Annotated in this window: 17 protein-coding genes; 8 read left to right on the top strand and 9 right to left on the bottom strand. The window is 73.0% G+C overall.

Going from position 1 to position 15,658, the window contains the following annotated elements; translation table 11 throughout:
- The first annotated feature begins 98 nt into the window (after positions 1-98).
- The 5 genes from Bra3105_RS01240 (at position 99) to Bra3105_RS01260 (ending at position 5,476) form a co-directional block, all read left to right on the top strand.
- Positions 99-1,163 carry an amino acid ABC transporter permease gene (locus tag Bra3105_RS01240; RefSeq protein ID WP_228358283.1) on the top strand — a complete coding sequence of 355 codons (1,065 nt, stop codon included), beginning with the start codon at positions 99-101 and terminating at the stop codon, positions 1,161-1,163.
- Complete coding sequence (locus Bra3105_RS01245; protein WP_228358284.1) at positions 1,160-1,975, top strand: amino acid ABC transporter ATP-binding protein; 816 nt, start codon at positions 1,160-1,162, stop codon at positions 1,973-1,975. The genes Bra3105_RS01240 and Bra3105_RS01245 overlap by 4 nt, the downstream gene beginning before the upstream one ends.
- Before the next feature lie 62 nt (positions 1,976-2,037).
- The gene (locus tag Bra3105_RS01250) at positions 2,038-3,060 is read left to right on the top strand and encodes a transporter substrate-binding domain-containing protein (protein ID WP_228358285.1); all 1,023 of its coding nucleotides are present in this window, start codon (positions 2,038-2,040) and stop codon (positions 3,058-3,060) included.
- Complete coding sequence (locus tag Bra3105_RS01255) at positions 3,060-4,118, top strand: LLM class flavin-dependent oxidoreductase (RefSeq protein WP_228358286.1); 1,059 nt, start codon at positions 3,060-3,062, stop codon at positions 4,116-4,118. The genes Bra3105_RS01250 and Bra3105_RS01255 overlap by 1 nt, the downstream gene beginning before the upstream one ends.
- Positions 4,115-5,476 (top strand): LLM class flavin-dependent oxidoreductase, encoded by a 1,362-nt coding sequence (locus Bra3105_RS01260; protein ID WP_228358287.1) that lies wholly within the window; start codon positions 4,115-4,117, stop codon positions 5,474-5,476. The genes Bra3105_RS01255 and Bra3105_RS01260 overlap by 4 nt, the downstream gene beginning before the upstream one ends.
- Before the next feature lie 40 nt (positions 5,477-5,516).
- On the opposite strand, the gene Bra3105_RS01265 is transcribed toward Bra3105_RS01260, so the two are convergent.
- Both Bra3105_RS01265 and rpmB read right to left on the bottom strand, forming a co-directional pair.
- Complete coding sequence (locus tag Bra3105_RS01265; protein WP_228358288.1) at positions 5,517-6,200, bottom strand: HAD family hydrolase; 684 nt, start codon at positions 6,198-6,200, stop codon at positions 5,517-5,519.
- A 129-nt stretch (positions 6,201-6,329) separates the two neighbouring features.
- Positions 6,330-6,524, bottom strand: coding sequence for a 50S ribosomal protein L28 (gene rpmB, locus Bra3105_RS01270; RefSeq protein ID WP_152352778.1), 195 nt, complete (start codon positions 6,522-6,524; stop codon positions 6,330-6,332).
- 308 nt (positions 6,525-6,832) lie between these two features.
- Here rpmB and Bra3105_RS01275 point away from each other — a divergent pair, with 308 nt between their 5' ends.
- Together Bra3105_RS01275 and rsmD are read left to right on the top strand one after the other, a co-directional pair.
- Positions 6,833-9,088, top strand: a complete 2,256-nt coding sequence (locus tag Bra3105_RS01275; protein ID WP_228358289.1) for an ATP-dependent DNA helicase RecG — start codon at positions 6,833-6,835, stop codon at positions 9,086-9,088.
- Position 9,089: 1 nt separating this feature from the next.
- Positions 9,090-9,668, top strand: a complete 579-nt coding sequence (gene rsmD, locus Bra3105_RS01280; protein ID WP_228358290.1) for a 16S rRNA (guanine(966)-N(2))-methyltransferase RsmD — start codon at positions 9,090-9,092, stop codon at positions 9,666-9,668.
- Between the two features lie 14 nt (positions 9,669-9,682).
- Here rsmD and Bra3105_RS01285 read toward each other — a convergent pair whose 3' ends face one another.
- A complete protein-coding gene (locus Bra3105_RS01285; protein WP_228358291.1) occupies positions 9,683-10,027 on the bottom strand; it encodes a GNAT family N-acetyltransferase in 345 nt (114 codons plus the stop codon).
- 35 nt (positions 10,028-10,062) lie between these two features.
- Positions 10,063-10,437 (bottom strand): VOC family protein, encoded by a 375-nt coding sequence (locus Bra3105_RS01290; RefSeq protein ID WP_228358292.1) that lies wholly within the window; start codon positions 10,435-10,437, stop codon positions 10,063-10,065.
- Positions 10,438-10,455: 18 nt separating this feature from the next.
- Between Bra3105_RS01290 and Bra3105_RS01295 the strand changes: the two genes are divergently transcribed.
- Positions 10,456-11,340 carry a helix-turn-helix domain-containing protein gene (locus Bra3105_RS01295; protein WP_228358293.1) on the top strand — a complete coding sequence of 295 codons (885 nt, stop codon included), beginning with the start codon at positions 10,456-10,458 and terminating at the stop codon, positions 11,338-11,340.
- 57 nt (positions 11,341-11,397) lie between these two features.
- Here Bra3105_RS01295 and fdhD read toward each other — a convergent pair whose 3' ends face one another.
- The 5 genes from fdhD to Bra3105_RS01320 form a co-directional block, all read right to left on the bottom strand.
- Entirely contained in the window at positions 11,398-12,309 is a 912-nt protein-coding gene (gene fdhD, locus Bra3105_RS01300; protein WP_228358294.1) for a formate dehydrogenase accessory sulfurtransferase FdhD, read from the bottom strand.
- 47 nt (positions 12,310-12,356) lie between these two features.
- Positions 12,357-13,541, bottom strand: coding sequence for an ABC transporter ATP-binding protein (locus Bra3105_RS01305; RefSeq protein ID WP_228358295.1), 1,185 nt, complete (start codon positions 13,539-13,541; stop codon positions 12,357-12,359).
- Positions 13,538-14,326 (bottom strand): ABC transporter permease, encoded by a 789-nt coding sequence (locus Bra3105_RS01310; RefSeq protein WP_228358296.1) that lies wholly within the window; start codon positions 14,324-14,326, stop codon positions 13,538-13,540. The genes Bra3105_RS01305 and Bra3105_RS01310 overlap by 4 nt, the downstream gene beginning before the upstream one ends.
- The gene (modA, locus tag Bra3105_RS01315) at positions 14,323-15,126 is read right to left on the bottom strand and encodes a molybdate ABC transporter substrate-binding protein (RefSeq protein ID WP_228358297.1); all 804 of its coding nucleotides are present in this window, start codon (positions 15,124-15,126) and stop codon (positions 14,323-14,325) included. Before modA ends, Bra3105_RS01310 begins: the two co-directional genes overlap by 4 nt.
- Before the next feature lie 74 nt (positions 15,127-15,200).
- Positions 15,201-15,593 carry a TOBE domain-containing protein gene (locus Bra3105_RS01320; protein ID WP_228358298.1) on the bottom strand — a complete coding sequence of 131 codons (393 nt, stop codon included), beginning with the start codon at positions 15,591-15,593 and terminating at the stop codon, positions 15,201-15,203.
- Positions 15,594-15,658: the final 65 nt, after the last annotated feature.

Genomic DNA, 15,658 nt, shown 5'->3' on the forward strand with positions numbered 1-15,658 from the left:
TGTTACGTGCGTTCACACAGATCCACCGGATCCACGTCATCCCGGAGCCGACGACCGCCGGCCCCCTCGCCCCAGACCCACGACCGGAAGGCACAGCCGTGACCCTCACTGCACGCGACGCCGCATCCCGCACGCTCCGCACGAGCGGCGAGGAGTCCTGTGCCTCGGACATGCCCGGCCGGCCGGAGGACGACGGGGTCGAGGGTGGCGGCGCTCCTGCGGGCCGCTCGCTCGACGCCCTGGGAGCGGACCGGATCGAGCGGCTGCGGGTCGCCCCCGCGCGTCGGCCGGTGCGCCGCGCCGTCGTGACCATCGTGGGCGTCCTCGTGCTCGCTGCGCTCGTCGCGATCGCCCTGAACCCGCGGTGGGAGTGGGGCGTGGTGGGCAGCTGGTTCCTCGCCCGCTCGATCATCCGCGGGCTCGGGGAGACGCTGAAGCTCACCGTGCTCTCGGGCGTGCTCGGTTTCGGCCTGGGCCTCGTGCTCGCGCTCATGCGCCTCTCCCACTCGCGGCTGGCCTCGGGGCTGTCCTGGACGTTCTCCTGGATCTTCCGCTCCACGCCGCTGCTGGTGCAGATGCTCATCTGGTTCAACCTCGGCTACCTCTACGACCGCATCGTGGTGGGCGTCCCATTCACGAACCTCAGCATTCTCGACGCCCGCACGAGCGACCTGATGACCCCGCTCGTCGCCGCCGTGCTGGGCCTGGGCCTGCACCAGGCGGCCTACGCCTCCGAGCTGATCCGCGGCGGCATCCTCTCGGTCGACGCCGGACAGGTCGAGGCCGCGAGCGCGCTCGGCATCCCCGCGCGCGACCGCAACCTGCGGATCGTGCTCCCGCAGGCCATGCGCGCCATCCTGCCCTCGGCGTTCAACGAGGTGATCGGCCTGGTCAAGGGCACGGCGATCGTCTACGTGATCGCCCACGCCGAGCTGTTCTTCACCGTGCAGCTGATCTACGGCCGCACCCAGCAGGTGCTGCCGATGCTCATGGTCGCGACCCTCTGGTACATCGTCATCACCTCGCTGCTGTCCATCGCCCAGTACTACATCGAGCGCCACTTCGCGAAGGGAGCCGTGCGCACGCTGCCGCCCACCCCGCTGCAGCGCCTGCGCGCGAACCTCACGGGCCTGCGTTCGAAGAGCACGGAGGTGCGCGCATGACCGCCCTCGAGACCACCACGTCGACCGCCGCCGTCACGGCGCCCCGCGGGGGACGCGTCGAGGTCCGCGCGGCCCACAAGGCCTACGGCGACCTCGAGGTGCTGCGCGGGATCGACCTGACCGTCGAGCCCGGCACGGTCACCGCGATCCTGGGCCCCAGCGGCTCGGGCAAGTCGACGCTGCTGCGCACGCTCAACCACCTCGAGGCCCTGGACCGCGGCGTGGTCGCGATCGACGGCGAGATCATGGGCTACCGCCGCCGCGACGACCTGCTGCTCGAACTCTCCGAGAAGGACGTGCTGCGCCAGCGCACCGAGGTGGGCATGGTGTTCCAGCAGTTCCACCTGTTCGGGCACATGACCGCGCTCCAGAACGTCGCGGAGGCGCCCAGGCGCGCGCTCGGCGTCCCCAAGCGCGAGGCGCTCGCACGCGGCCGCGAACTCCTGGAGACCGTGGGCCTGGCCGCGAAGGCCGACGTCTACCCGCGCCAGCTCTCCGGCGGCCAGCAGCAGCGCGTCGCGATCGCCCGCGCCCTCGCCCTGCGCCCCAAGGTGCTGCTGTTCGACGAGCCCACCTCGGCGCTCGACCCCGAGCTCGTCGAGGAGGTGCTCGCCGTGATCCGCGATCTCGCGAGCGCCGGCACCACCCTGCTGATCGTCACGCACGAGATCGCCTTCGCACGCGACGTCGCCGACCACGTCGTCTTCATGGACGGCGGACGCATCGTCGAGCAGGGACCGCCCGAGCAGGTCATCGGCGCGCCCCGCCACGAGCGCACCCGCGGCTTCCTGCAGCGCATCCACGCCGCATGAGCACCCTTCGCGACCCGGGCCCCGTCGGCCCGCACACCACTCACGCCCCCTCCGGAGAATCCATGACCCAGCATCCCGCCGACCCCGCTCGGCACCGGCTCCCGCGCCGACGGCTCCTCGCCGGAGCCGCCTCCCTGCCCGTCCTCGCCGCGGTCGCGGCCTGCGCCCATCCCACCACGGTGAGCAGCGCGGCGGGCTCGGGCGGCTCCGACGGAGGATCCTCCGACGGCGGCTCGGGCGGCTCCTCGCCGATCGACACCTCCGGCACGCAGAAGAGGATCCGCACGTCCGTCGACGAGAAGCTCGCGAAGGCCGTGCCCGAGTCCTTCCGCAAGGACGGCAGGCTCACCGTCGCGACCACCGTGGTGGGCGGGCCGCCGCTGTGCTTCATGGCCGACGACAACAAGACCCCCATCGGGTCGGAGCCCGACATCGCCCAGCTCGCCGCCGACAAGCTGGGCCTCGACCTGGACCTGAGGATCACCAGCTGGGAGAACTGGCCGCTCAAGCTGAAGGCCGGCGAGTTCGAGGTCGTCCACTCCAACGTCGGCATCAACGACGAGCGCCTGGAGACGTTCGACTTCGCCTCCTACCGACGCGCCTTCATGACGTTCCTCGTGAAGAAGGGCGCCGGCCTCGGGCTCGGCGAGCCCGACTCCGTGAGCGGGCGCGTGATCGCCGTGGGCAACGGGACCAACCAGGAGGCCCTGCTCATGCGCTGGAACGAGGACCTGCAGAAGGACGGCAAGGACCCGGCCGAGCTCAAGAACTTCTCGAGCGATGCCGACGTGCTGCTCGCCCTCGGCGCCGGACGCATCGACGCCTACTTCGCCCCCTACGAGACCATGAGCTACGTGGCCTCCACCCGGGACGACGTCGAGACGCAGGGGAAGATCGACGAGCTCTCGCCCGGCAAGACCCTGGTCGCCGCGACGTTCACGCGCGGCACCGGGATCGCCGAGGTCTACGCGAAGGCCCTCCAGGCCACGATCGACGAGGGCACCTACGCGAAGGTCCTGGACCGCTGGGGACTGTCCGAAGAAGCGGTGACCGAGAGCCGCGCACACACCAAGGAGAACCCGTGATGACCACACCGCCCGTCCTGACCGTCGACCTGCCGAGCACGCCCGCTCGGCTGGGGGCCGTGCGAGACCTCGCGCGGGCGCTCGACGCGGCCGGCCTCGGCGCCCTCAGCATCAGCGGCGACGCCGAGCGCGGCGACCTCCACCCGATCCACGTCGCCTCCCACCTCGCCCCGCTCACCCGCACCCTGTCGCTCGTGGTCCGCACCGACGCGGTGGACGTCGAGCCCTTCCACCTGGCCACCCAGCTCATGAGCCTCGACCACATCAGCGGCGGCCGCGCCGGCTGGCTCGTCGAGACCCGCACCGACGACGAGGCCGCCCACGTCGTCGGACGCGAGGCGCTGGACCCCGAGGCGGCGCGCCGCGAGACCTCGGACGTCGTCACCGTGGCCCGCCTGGTCTGGGACTCCTGGAGCGACGACGCCGTGGTGCGCGACGCCGAGACCGGCGTCTACGTCGACGCCGCGAAGCTGCAGTACGTCGACTTCGAGGGGGAGACCTTCTCCGTGCGCGGCCCCTCCATCACCCCCCGCTCCCCGCAGGGCCTGCTGCCGGTGCTCGTGGCGGACGCTGACCGCGCCGCGGTCGGCGACACGGTCGCCGAGCAGCTGGCCGACGGCCGCGCCGTCGACGTCGTGCTCGACCCGGACGCGACCGCGCAGGAGATCGCGGGCGCGGTCCGCGAGGCGCTCGGCGCGGCCGGGATCGTCGGCGCCGAGCTCGACCCGCAGGCCGCGGACACGGCCGCAGCGAGTGCCGCCCCGAGCACGCCGCGCCTCGTGCGGCTCGTCGGACTGCTCGGCCAGCAGGATCCCGCGGACGACGACGCGCAGTCGCACCCGACCGAGGCGGGCGAGGATGCGTTCCGGCCCGCGGAGCTCGCCTCGCGCGTGGCCGACGCCGCCGCCCAGCTGCGCGCCGACGGACTCATCGCCCCGGCCCCGAGCGCCGGCGCCACCCTGCGCGAGCAGTTCGGGCTCCCGCGCCCCGACGTCACCATCGACCCCGCGCGCCGCTCGGACCGCGCCCGCACCGCCCAGAAGGAGACCGCTCGATGAGCAGCACCACCGCCGAGCAGACCACCGCCGGAGCCGCAGCCTCTCCCGCCGACACGGACCACCCCATCCACGCCGCGCACACCCCGAGCGGCACCATCCGCCTGGGGGTCTTCTTCCAGGGCGTGAACTCCTCGACCGCGTGGCGGGCGCCCGGCGCCGGCGACCAGGTCGCCTGGGAGTCCTTCGAGCGCCTCATCACGACCGCCGAGCGCGGCGTGTTCTCCGCCTTCTTCCTGGGGGAGGGGCTGCGCCTGCGCGAGCACCAGGGAGTGCCGCTCGAGTTCGACGTCGCGGGACGCCCCGACGCGCAGACCCTGCTCGCGGCGCTCGCCTCGATCACGACGCAGATCGGCCTCGTCGCCACCCAGAACACCACGTACAACGACCCGGTCGACCTCGCCCGTCGCCTGCAGAGCCTCGACCTGCTCAGCGACGGCCGCGCCGCCTGGAACATCGTCACCACCGACAACGCCTGGACCGGGGAGAACTTCCGCCGCGGCGGCTACATCGACCACGCCGAGCGGTACGAGCACGCCGAGGCCTTCGTCGACGTCGCGCGACGGATCTGGCGCGGGGAGGACGTGGACCACGAGGGACGCCACTACCACGTCCGCGCGAGCGGGAGACTGCCGCGCTCGCGCCAGGGCGAGCCCGTGCTCTTCCAGGCCGGCGTCTCCCCGCAGGGGCGCGACTTCGCCGCCCGCACGGCCGACGTCATCTTCTCGCCCTTCGGCGACCTCGAGCGGGCGATCGACTTCCGCCATGACATCGTCGAGCGCACGCTCGCCGCGGGCCGCTCGGCCGAGTCCGTGCAGATCTTCCCGGGGGCCGAGTTCATCCTGGCCGCGACCGACGCCGAGGCTGAGGACAAGCTGCGCTGGGTGCGCGAGCAGCAGGTGGGCCCGCAGCAGGCGATCGCCCTGCTCGAGCAGTACTGGGGCCGCGACCTCACCGCCTACGACCCCGACGGGCCGCTGCCCGACGTGGATCCGCTCGTCGTCGAGTCCGGTGTCACCCGCGGTGCCGGCTTCCAGTTCGAGAAGGCCCAGGAGCTGACGCGCGCCTGGCGGGAGGAGGCCGCCCAGAAGGGGCTGTCGATCCTCGAGTTCGCGCGCTCGCGCCAGGGCTCGCGCGGCAGCAGCTTCACCGGCTCCTACGACGCGGTCGCCGAGCAGCTCGCCGAGTACGCCCGGTGGGGAGCGATCGACGGACTGAACATCACCCCGTGGTTGATCCCCGGTGGCCTCGACGACATCGTCGACGAGCTCGTGCCGCGCCTCCAGGAGCGCGGCGTCTACCCGACCGAGTACTCGGGGACGACGCTGCGCGAGAACCTGGGGCTGCCCGCGCTCGCCTGAGGCGACACGGGGCGCCTCGCGGAGGAGCTCGGCGGCGCGCTCACGCCCGACGCAGTCGGACCGCCCGCCAGCCGAACTCCTCCGCGCCCTCCGTGTGGGAGACGCTGTCGTCGAGGAAGGCGACGGAGCAGCGGGGGACGGCGCGGCCGAGCACCCGTTCGATGCGCGCGTGGACGAGGGCGAACGCGGCGGGATCGGGCTTCGCCTCGCCCAGCTCGGCCGTGTTCAGGACCCGCTCCCCGTGCGGATCGAGGAGATCCCCGAAACGCCGCGGCGTGGGAAGGGCGGGATCCTCGTGCGCGAGCAGCTCCTCCAGCTCCTCGCGCACCCGGTCGGTGCCGTTGGTGAGCACGAAGACCTCGACCCCCTCCCGCTGCGCGCTCCCCAGCAGGTCGAGGACATCCGTGTCGAGCCGGCCGCGGTCGTCCGCCCAGGTGCCGATGGCACGGCGGGCCCGGGCGGCGGGGACGCCCTGGTCACGGAGCGTGGAGAGGATGGACTCCCGCCAGGCCTCATGAGTGGCGCGGCCGCGCGTGACATCCTCGAGCAGCGGGTCGCGCAGCACTGCGCGGAAGGCGGAGCCCGGGGGGAGTCCGAGCTGCTCGTCGAGCGCCGCCCAGGGGGTCGTGTCGAAGACGCGCAGGACCCCGTCGAGGTCGCTCACGGCGACCCGGACGTCTTCCTCTGCGAGGAGCGCGCGATAGTCAGCGAGTGCGTCGAGCATCGGCTCAGCGTACGGGGCCGGGCGTATGGGACCGGCCCCGGACGCACGGAATCCCCCACCGTCTCCGATGGGGGCTCCGACGGGGAATCCCGAGGGACGGCCTGGCCGCGAGGGCCGAGCGCGTCCTGCTCAGGCGCCGACCTTCTGCACCTTGCCGGCCTTGAGGCAGGAGGTGCAGACGCTCAGGCGCGTGGGGGTGCCGTTGATCACGGTGCGCACGGTCTGGATGTTCGGGTTCCAGCGGCGCGAGGTGCGGCGGTGCGAGTGGGACACGCTCTTGCCGAAGCTCGGGCCCTTGGCGCAGATGTCACACGTGGAAGCCACTGTCGTCTCCTGAAGATCGAATCGTTGCGGGTGCCTCGCCCGCCGGACGCGCCCCGGCCGACGCTCGATCGTCGGAGGGTTCGCATACCGTGGTCGACCACAGGAAGAGCGGTCGCGCAAGGCAACCCCGACAGCATAGCCCACGGCTGCCGGGCGCCGGAAGCACGGAGAGCGCCGCGCGCTGTGGATTCAGACACAGCGCCCCCTGCAGGTGGCACCATTGTCCCGCACGCATCCGTGCAGGCGAAGACCGGTAACGGGAGCCAGTGGCAGGGCAGGGCAGGGAACGGGGAGAGGGACAGCGCACCATGAACGCTGACGCGAGCGGCACGGGCCGCACGGCGCGCGCGTCGCGCCGCTCCTCCGGCGTGCCCGAGCTCTCCGAGCTCCTCACGTCCGCGGAGCTGCGGGCCGTCCGCGCGCAGGGCGCGGAGGACCTCGACGACATGCTGCGCCTGACCCCGCTGCGCTACATCGTCCCCGGCGAGCTGCGCGATCTGGGCGCGCTGCGCGAGGGGGACGACGCCACGGTGATCGTGCGTGTCGTCGGCTCGCAGGCACGCCGCATGAAGCGCAGGCCCGGCTCGATCCTCGAGGTCCGCGTCGCCGACGAGAACGCACAGCTCACCCTCACGTTCTTCCTTCCCAAGGACCACATCGTGCGCTGGCACCAGGAGCACCTCGCACCCGGCACCCGCATCGCCGTGTTCGGCACGGTCCACTTCGACGCCCGCTTCCACCAGGGCGCCCCGCAGATCACGAATCCCCGCTACGAGCCGTACGACGGCAGTGCGGAGGCGCGGGCGCGGCTGATGCGGCCGGTCCCCGTCTACCGACTGCGCAAGAGGGCCAAGCAGGCCACGCTGCGCTCGGCCTACAAGAAGGCCGTCGAGTTCGCCGACCAGCTCACCACGATCCTCCCGCCCACCGTGCGCGCGGCCGAGCACCTGCCCACGCTGCCCGAGGCCATGCGCCTCATCCACACCCCGCAGGACATGGCCGAGACCGAGCGCGGCACGAGGCACCTCGTCTTCGAGGAGGCCTTCATCCTGCAGACGATCTTCGCGCAGCGCCGTGCCTTCGACGCGCGCACGCCCGCGCCCGCCCTCCGCGCGAGCGGCCCGCTGCAGCCCCTGCTCGACGAGCGCCTGCCCTTCACGCTCACCGAGAGCCAGGCCGAGGTCGGGGAGGCGATCCGCCACGAGCTCGCGCGCTCGCGGCCCACGAACGTGCTGCTCCAGGGGGACGTGGGCTCCGGGAAGACCGTGGTCGCGCTGCGCGCCATGCTCCAGGCCGTGGACTCCGGCCACCAGGCGGTCCTCCTCGCCCCCACCGAGGTCCTCGCCGAGCAGCACCACCGCACCATCCTCAACCTCCTCGGCGACCTGGGGCGCGCGGACCACATGCACGCCCACCCCGACGCCACGCGCGTGCGCCTGCTGACCGGCTCGCAGTCCGTCGCCGACCGTCGGCGCACCCTGCTCGACGTCACCAGCGGCGAGGCCGGCATCATCGTCGGCACCCACGCGCTGCTCACGGAGTCGGTCGAGTACGCGGCGCTCGGCCTCGTCGTGATCGACGAGCAGCACCGCTTCGGCGTGGACCACCGCAGGCGGCTGCGCACCAAGGGGGCCGACGGCAAGAACCCCCACGTCATCGTCATGACCGCGACGCCCATCCCGCGCACCGCGGCGCTCGCGACCGCCGGGGACCTCGACGTCCTCAGCCTCACCCAGAGCCCCGGCGGCCGCCCGGGCATCACCACGCACGTCGTCCACGAGGAGGACCCGGCGTGGGAATCCCGCATGTGGGCGCGCACCGCCGAGGAGATCGGCGCCGGCCGCCAGGCGTTCGTGGTCTGCGCGCGGATCGACGAGCGCGAGGAGACGGCGGATGTCGAGATCATGGGCGAGGTGTTCGAGGACCTCCCCAGCGGCACCCACCCGGGCCTCGAGCCGCGCGGAGTCACCCAGACGGCCGAGCGCCTGGCCCGTCGGCCCCAGCTGCACGGCGCGCGCATCGGCGTCATGCACGGCCGGCTCTCCGCTCAGGAGAAGCAGGAGGTCATGGACGCCATGGTCGCAGGCGAGCTCGATCTCCTGGTCGCGACGACCGTCATCGAGGTGGGCGTGGACCTTTCCAATGCGTCCGTGATGGTCGTGATGGACGCCGAGCGCTTCGGCATCTCCCAGCTGCACCAGCTGCGCGGCCGCATCGGCCGCGGCGAGCACCCGGGCATCGCCTTCTTCGACACCCGCATGCCGCACGGATCGGAGACCTCCGAGCTGCTCGCGAAGATCGCCGCGACGACCGACGGGTTCGAGCTCGCCGAGATCGACATGCGCCGCCGCGGGACGGGCGATCTGGTGGGGGAGGAGCAGTCCGGTCTGCACCGCACCCTGGAGCATCTGGACGTGCTGCGCGACGAGAAGATCATCGCGCGAGCACGGGGCATCGCCTTCGACCTGGTCGCGGGCGATGTCGACCTCGAGGACCATCCGCAGCTCGCGGCGGCCGTGGAGCGCCGCCTGCGCGACGCGGACCCGAACGTGGAGAGGAGCTGAGATGCCGCGCATCATCGCCGGCGAGCTGGGCGGGCGGACCATCCCCGGCCCTCCGGGGAAGGGCACGCGTCCCACCTCCGACAGGGTCCGCGAGGCGCTCTTCTCCCGGCTCGAGGGCTGGGACGCCCTGCGCGGCGCGCGGGTGCTCGACCTGTTCGCCGGCACCGGGGCGCTCGCCTTCGAGGCGCTCTCGCGCGGCGCGGAGTCGGCGCTGATGGTGGAGATGCACGGGCCGACGGCGCGGCAGCTCGGCACGACCGCGGGTCGACTCGGCCTCTCAGCGCGCTGCACGGTGCGCACCGGGAAGGGCGAACAGGTCGCGGCCCAGCTCGCGGAGGCCGGTGTGCCGGCCGACGGGGGATTCTCGCTCGTGATGCTCGACCCGCCCTACGACCTGCCCACCGAGGCGCTCGAGCAGCTGCTGCGCGTGCTGCGCCCGGCGCTCGCGGACGACGCGCTCGTCGTGATCGAGCGCTCGAGCCGCTCCCGTCCGCTCTCCTGGCCCGAGGACTGGGCGGACGACGGCACCAAGACCTACGGCGAGACCGTGCTCCAGTACGGCGGCCCCGCGACCGACTGACCGGGAGGACTCGGTCAGCGGGACATGCGGATTTCCCGGAGGTCCTCGAGGGAGGGATCGATCTTCGTGCCGCCGTCGGCCCGGAAGCCGACCTTCTCGTAGAAGCGGCGGGCGCGCGGATTGTCCTCGACCACCCACAGGTAGGCGTGCCGATCGTCCAGCAGCTCCGCGACCAGCGCCTGCGCCAGACCGGTGCCGTGGAACTCGCGGCCGATGTTGAGGGCCTGCAGCTCGAGCGGATGCGGGGCGTCCTCGTCGCGCCCGGTGCCGATCATGAGGAAGCCGATGGGAGCGGCGTCGGCGTCACGGCCGATCCGCAGGCGCTCGCGCACGGTCCGCTCGCGCTCGGGATCGAGCATCCGGCGCCAGTATGGCGCGCGCGCCTCTCTCGTCGTCAGCCCCAGTTCTTCTCGTCGGTCAGGCAGAAGAAGTGCCCGGCCGGGTCCTGCAGCACGATCCAGGTGTCCCCGGGCTGGGGCTCGACCCGGGTGGCGCCGAGCTCGACGCAGCGCTCCGCCGCGGCCTGCGGGTCGGAGGCGGCGAGGTCCAGGTGGAACTGCTTGCGGCCGTCGTCCGGCCAGGTCGAGCGCACGTGGTCGGGGATGCGGCCGATGCCGAGGGCTCCGGAGGGGCCGGTCAGCATCGCGTAGTCCTCGGTGAGCACGGCGATCGGCCATCCCAGCACCGCGGACCAGAAGCGGGCCTCCGGCTCGGTCTCGGAGGCGTCGAGAGTCGTCATGGCAAGGCGTGCAACAGCGGTGTCGTCCATGGGTGGAAGACTGCCGTCATGGGCACGGACGCCGATAGGACGAAGGCGACACCTTCGCACATGTACGGCCATGTGCTGCGCCCCGAGGAGCTCCTGCAGCGGGCACGCTACGACTTCGCCCGGCCCTGTGCCGCGCTGCGTCCCTGGGTGGAGCGGTACTGGTCGGTTCGCTGGGACCTGGAGGACGGGGAGGTCTTCCCGGTCGCGACTCTCGACGATCCGTCGATGAACCTCACCGTCGAACGCGGCGGCGCGCAGCGGGACGGCACGGACGCCACAGACACCACGGTGGGAGCGAGCGTCTGGATCACCGGCCCCGTGACCCGGGGGCGCTTCGACGTGCGACTGACCGGCAGCGGCAGCGTGGTGGGCGTGAAGTTCGCGCTCGGCGGGACGCGCGCCTTCGCGACGCAGGACCTGCGTGCGCTGCGCGATCGCACCATCCCCGCCGAGCAGTGGTTCGGCGAGGCCGCGACGCACCTGGCCGACGGCGACCCGTCGGGCGCACTGCCCCACGATGCGGTGTCCGCGGCCGCGCGTCTCGACGCGTGGCTCCTCGCACGGGGCCCGGAGGCGCCGCCCGACGCCCCGACGCTGCGTCGCCTCCTGGGCATGATCGACGATTCGGCGACGCACTCGCTCGCTGATCTGGAGCGTCGCAGCGGCGTCTCGGCGCGCACGCTCCAGCGGCTGTTCGACCGAGGGCTCGGTGTCGGTGTGAAGCGGATGCTCGTGCGAGCCCGGGTCATCGACGCGACGGCCGCCCTCGATCGCGGAGACCCGCGCTCACTGAGCGACATCGCCACCGCTCTGGGCTGGTTCGACCAGTCGCACTTCGTCCGCGACTTCCGCGCCGTCACCGGCGAGACCCCTGCCCGCTACGCCCGGCGGGTCTCCGGCTGACCCGGCGCCCCGCACCCACCGCGACTCCGGCTCGCGCTGTTCTGCGGACCGCGCCGTTCAGCGGACCGCGGCGGGCCGGCTCTCCTCGACCTCGGTCCCGACGTCGGCCCCGCCCGCGCCCTGCTGCTCCACGGCAGGCTCGAGCACCCGGTCGGGCCGCGAGTAGACGTTCAGCCGCGGCCCGCGCACGAAGCCCGCGAGGGTCAGACCGGACTCGACGGCGAGCTCGACCGCGAGCGACGAGGGGGCGGAGACAGCGGAGAGCATCGGGATACCGGCCATCACGGCCTTCTGCACCAGTTCGAAGCTCGCGCGGCCCGAGACCTGCAGGATCGTGCCGCGCGCGGGAAGGCGGCCGTTCTGCGCGGCCCAGCCCACGACCTTGTCGACGGCGTTGTGCCGCCCGACGTCCTCGCGCAGCACGAGCAGCTCACCGCTGGCGGCGTCGAACAGCCCCGCCGCGTGCAGCCCGCCGGTCTTGTCGAAGACGTCCTGGTGCTCGCGCAGGGCGTCGGGCAGGGAGGCGATGAGCTCGGGGGTGATGCGGAGGTCGTCGTCGGTGACGCCGAAGGCGGAGACGGTTCGGACGGCGTCGATGCTCGCCTTCCCGCACACCCCGCACGAGCTGGTCGTATAGAAGTTCCGCTCGCTCGACCGGGAGGGCGGAGGTACGTGCGGGGCGAGCGTCACGTCGAGCACGTTGTACGTGTTCAGCTCGCCGCCCGTGCCGGGGCCGCCGCAGTGGATCGCCTGCACGACGTCCCGCGAACCGCGGATGATCCCCTCGGAGAGGAAGAAGCCGGTCGCGAGCTCGACATCATGGCCGGGAGTGCGCATCGTGACCGCGACCGGGCGCCCATCCGCCCGGATCTCGAGGGGCTCCTCGACCGCGAGCGTGTCGGGCCTGCGAGTGCTGCCGTACCCCAGGCGGATGCGGGTGATCGGACGGCTGGAGGTGATGCGACCCATGCCGCTCAGGGTACGCCGGGGCCTTCGCGCGGCACGAGCGGCCGACGTCAGCGGGCGGGCTCGTCCTGGCGGCAGTCCTCCAGGAGGCGCAGGGCGCGCGGGGCGAAGCGGAGCCGGGAGCCGACGACCGGCAGGCCGCTGCCGGTGGCCCGTGCGGCGGCGTCGGGGGAGACCTGGGCGACCAGGCCGTTGTCGGCCTCGACACGGACGCGACCGGCGCTCGCCTGCACCCCGATGACCTGGCCGACCACACCCGACGAGCCCCGTCGGCCGTCGCCGTCACCCGCCGCGGCCCCGTCGTCGAGCGGCAGCAGATCGACGTCCTCCGGGGCGGCGATCCCCAGGGCGCTCTCGCCATGTTGCGGAAGGGCCTCGGGATCGGGCGCGCCGGCCAGCACCGCGCCGTCCACGCGCAGGGCTGCGCCCGCAGCTCCGCCCTCCCCGGCCGTGCACGTGCCCTCGATGACGCCGAAGCCCGCGAGGCGCGCGCCGAAGCGACTGCGCGGGGACGTCGCGATCTGCTCGGGGGCGGTGCGCTCGCGGATCGTGCCGGACTCGAGGACCACGCAGCGGTCGGCCAGGTCCCAGGCGTCGCTGAGCTGGTGGGTGACCAGCAGCGCGGTGGTGCCGGTGCGGGCGAGCTCGCGGGAGAGGAGTCCGCGCACGCGCGGGGCGGATTCGGCGTCGAGGGCCGCGAAGGGCTCGTCGAGCAGGATCACCGAGGGGCCGACGGCGAAGGCTCGGGCGAGGGCCACGCGCTGCTGCTGACCTCCGGAGAGGCGGTGCGGGCGCTGGGCGGCGCGGTCGGCGAGGCCCACCCGGTCGAGCCAGTCCAGGGCGAGCGCACGGGCCGGGCGCCGGGCCATGCCGCGCGCTCTCGGGCCGAAGGCCACGTTCGCGACCAGATCCAGGTGGGGGAACAGCAGCGGACGCTGCTCGAGCAGGGTGATGCCGCGCAGATGCGTGGGGACGCTGCGGCGACCAGGGGCATCGAGCACGTGCTCCCGCGCCTGCTCGCCGCCGACGGTGACGGCGATGCGTCCGTCGGCGAGCGGGACGGCGCCGGCGAGGGCGCCGAGGATCGTGGACTTGCCGGCCCCGTTCGGACCGAGCAGTGCCAGGCGGCCGCCCGGGGGCACCTCGAGGCGGGCGCGCACGTCGAAGCTCTCGCGGCGGACCACGAGATCGGCGGTGAGGCCCGCACCCGTCGGGCGCTCCGATCCCGCGCTCACCGCACGGCCTCCTCGCGCCAGGAGCGCAGGCCCGTGACGATCACCACGGCGCTCACCAGCAGCAGCAGGGACAGCGCGAGGGCGGAGTCCTGTCTGACGCCCACCCCGTTGTACGCCGTGTAGATCGCGAGGGGCATGGTGCGGGTGACGCCCTCGGAGTTGCCCGCGAACAGGGCGGTCGCCCCGAACTCGCCCATGGCGCGTGCGAAGGCGAGCACGGTCCCCGCGACCAGGCCGGGCGTCACCAGCGGCAGGGTGACGCGGGTGAGCACGCGCCAACGGCTCGCGCCGAGGGAGGCGGCAACCCGCTCATGGCCCTGGCCGGAGGTGCGCAGCACGCCCTCGAGGGTGATGACGAGGAACGGCATGGCCACGAAGGTCTGGGCGACGATCACGCCCGCCGTCGTGTACGGGAGGGAGAACCCGGTGGCCTCGAAGATCGGCCGACCGATCACGCCCGAGCGTCCCAGCAGGGACAGCAGGGCGAGGCCTCCCACCATCGGCGGCAGCACCAGCGGCACCATCACGGCCGCCCGCAGCACCGCGGCCGTGCGCGAGGACGCGCGGGCGATGAGGAACGCGAGCGGGAAGCCCAGGACCAGGCATGCGATCGTGGAGCAGAAGGCGGTGAGCAGCGAGAGCCAGAGCGCCGTCACCGTCGAGGGGGCGACCAGGTCCTCGCCGAGGGTGGACCAGTGCACCCGGGTGAGCATCCCGGCGAGCGGCAGCACCAGCACGGCGAGGCCCACCAGGGCGATGGTCCGCAGCCAGGAGGGAGGTCTCACGGCGCGCCGAAGCCGGCCTCGTCGAGCACCTTCCGGCCGTCGTCGGAGAGCAGGTAGTCCTCGAAGGCCTGGGCGCCCTCGGGATCCTCGGCCTTGGTGCTCATCGCCACCGGATACTTGTTCACGGCTTCGTCGGACTCGGGGAAGTCGACGCCCTCGAGCTTGTCGCCCGCGGCGGTGACATCGGTGGTGTAGACCAGGCCCGCGTCCGCCTCGCCCTCGGAGACGCGGTTGACGACGCTGGTCACGTTGGTCTCCTCGCTCACCGGCTTCAGCGTCACGCCGGTGGCGTCCTCGACCTTGTCGGTGGCCTGGCCGCAGGGGACCTCGGAGGCGCAGGTGACCACGGAGACGCCGGACTTCGTGAGGTCCTCGAAGGTCTTGATGCGCTTGGGGTTCCCGGGGGCCACGGCGATCTCCAGCGTGTTGGTCGCGAAGATCTTCGAGTCGTCGGTGATGCCGGCCTCGGTGACGGGCTCGAGGCTCTTCTCGGAGGCGAAGGCGAGCACGTCGACGTCCGCCCCGTCGATCGCCTGGGTGGCGAGCGCCTGCGAGCCGTCGTACACGATCGGCTTCACCTCGTACTCGGGGTGCGCCTTCGAGAAGTCCTCGGCGATGGTGTCCAAGGGGCCCTGGAGCGAGGCGGCGGCGAAGATCGTGAGGGTCTTCGTCGAGCCGTCACCGGAGTCCGAGGCCGCGGAGTCGGAGGATCCGGAGCCCGAGCACCCGGCCAGGGCGAAGGCGGAGACGGCGAGGAGCGCACCGGCGGTGCGCAGGCGGGCGGTGGTCGACAGCGGCATGGGTGATCCTTCGATTCTGCGGGAGGGGACAGCGGGACGGGAGAGCAGGTGAGAGGCGGGCGGGACGCTCCGGGTCAGGGCGTCTCGACGATCACGGTGGTCGCTTTGACCACGGCCGTCGCCAGGGAGCCGACCTCGAGCTCGAGCTCGCGGACGGCCTCGGTGGACATCAGCGAGACCACGCGGTGCGGACCGCACTGCATCTGCACCTGGGACATCACCCGGTCGCTGACGATGCCGGTCACGAGACCCACGAAACGGTTGCGGGCGCTCGATCCGCGCTGCACGGGATCGCCGGGCCCGCCCGCGGAGGCCTCGAGGTGCGCGGCGAGCTCGCTGCCCTCCAGCACGGTGCGGCCCGAGGCGTCCGCCGAGGCGGTGAGCGCCCCGTTGTCGATCCAGCGCCGCACGGTGTCATCGCTGACGCCGAGCAGGCCGGCGGCGTCGCTCACGCGGAAGGTGGTCATGCGCTCCAGTACACCACGGACCCGCACGTGCGGAGGAATCTCGGCCCTCTTCCCGCGGATGCGGG

Origin of the sequence: Brachybacterium halotolerans subsp. kimchii (genome assembly GCF_020792675.1) — a bacterium.
GTDB classification, from domain to species: Bacteria; Actinomycetota; Actinomycetes; order Actinomycetales; family Dermabacteraceae; genus Brachybacterium; species Brachybacterium halotolerans.

Excerpts from the sequence above, each read along its gene's own strand:
- Bra3105_RS01260 (WP_228358287.1), top strand. The coding sequence starts at position 4,115 with ATGAGCAGCACCACCGCCGAGCAGACCACCGCCGGAGCCGCAGCCTCT.
- Bra3105_RS01295 (WP_228358293.1), top strand. The coding sequence starts at position 10,456 with ATGGGCACGGACGCCGATAGGACGAAGGCGACACCTTCGCACATGTAC.
- Bra3105_RS01245 (WP_228358284.1), top strand. The coding sequence starts at position 1,160 with ATGACCGCCCTCGAGACCACCACGTCGACCGCCGCCGTCACGGCGCCC.
- Bra3105_RS01265 (WP_228358288.1), bottom strand. The coding sequence starts at position 6,200 with ATGCTCGACGCACTCGCTGACTATCGCGCGCTCCTCGCAGAGGAAGAC.
- Bra3105_RS01255 (WP_228358286.1), top strand. The coding sequence starts at position 3,060 with ATGACCACACCGCCCGTCCTGACCGTCGACCTGCCGAGCACGCCCGCT.
- Bra3105_RS01320 (WP_228358298.1), bottom strand. The coding sequence starts at position 15,593 with ATGACCACCTTCCGCGTGAGCGACGCCGCCGGCCTGCTCGGCGTCAGC.
- Bra3105_RS01275 (WP_228358289.1), top strand. The coding sequence starts at position 6,833 with ATGAACGCTGACGCGAGCGGCACGGGCCGCACGGCGCGCGCGTCGCGC.
- rsmD (WP_228358290.1), top strand. The coding sequence starts at position 9,090 with ATGCCGCGCATCATCGCCGGCGAGCTGGGCGGGCGGACCATCCCCGGC.
- modA (WP_228358297.1), bottom strand. The coding sequence starts at position 15,126 with ATGCCGCTGTCGACCACCGCCCGCCTGCGCACCGCCGGTGCGCTCCTC.
- Bra3105_RS01290 (WP_228358292.1), bottom strand. The coding sequence starts at position 10,437 with ATGGACGACACCGCTGTTGCACGCCTTGCCATGACGACTCTCGACGCC.
- Bra3105_RS01250 (WP_228358285.1), top strand. The coding sequence starts at position 2,038 with ATGACCCAGCATCCCGCCGACCCCGCTCGGCACCGGCTCCCGCGCCGA.
- Bra3105_RS01285 (WP_228358291.1), bottom strand. The coding sequence starts at position 10,027 with ATGCTCGATCCCGAGCGCGAGCGGACCGTGCGCGAGCGCCTGCGGATC.
- fdhD (WP_228358294.1), bottom strand. The coding sequence starts at position 12,309 with ATGGGTCGCATCACCTCCAGCCGTCCGATCACCCGCATCCGCCTGGGG.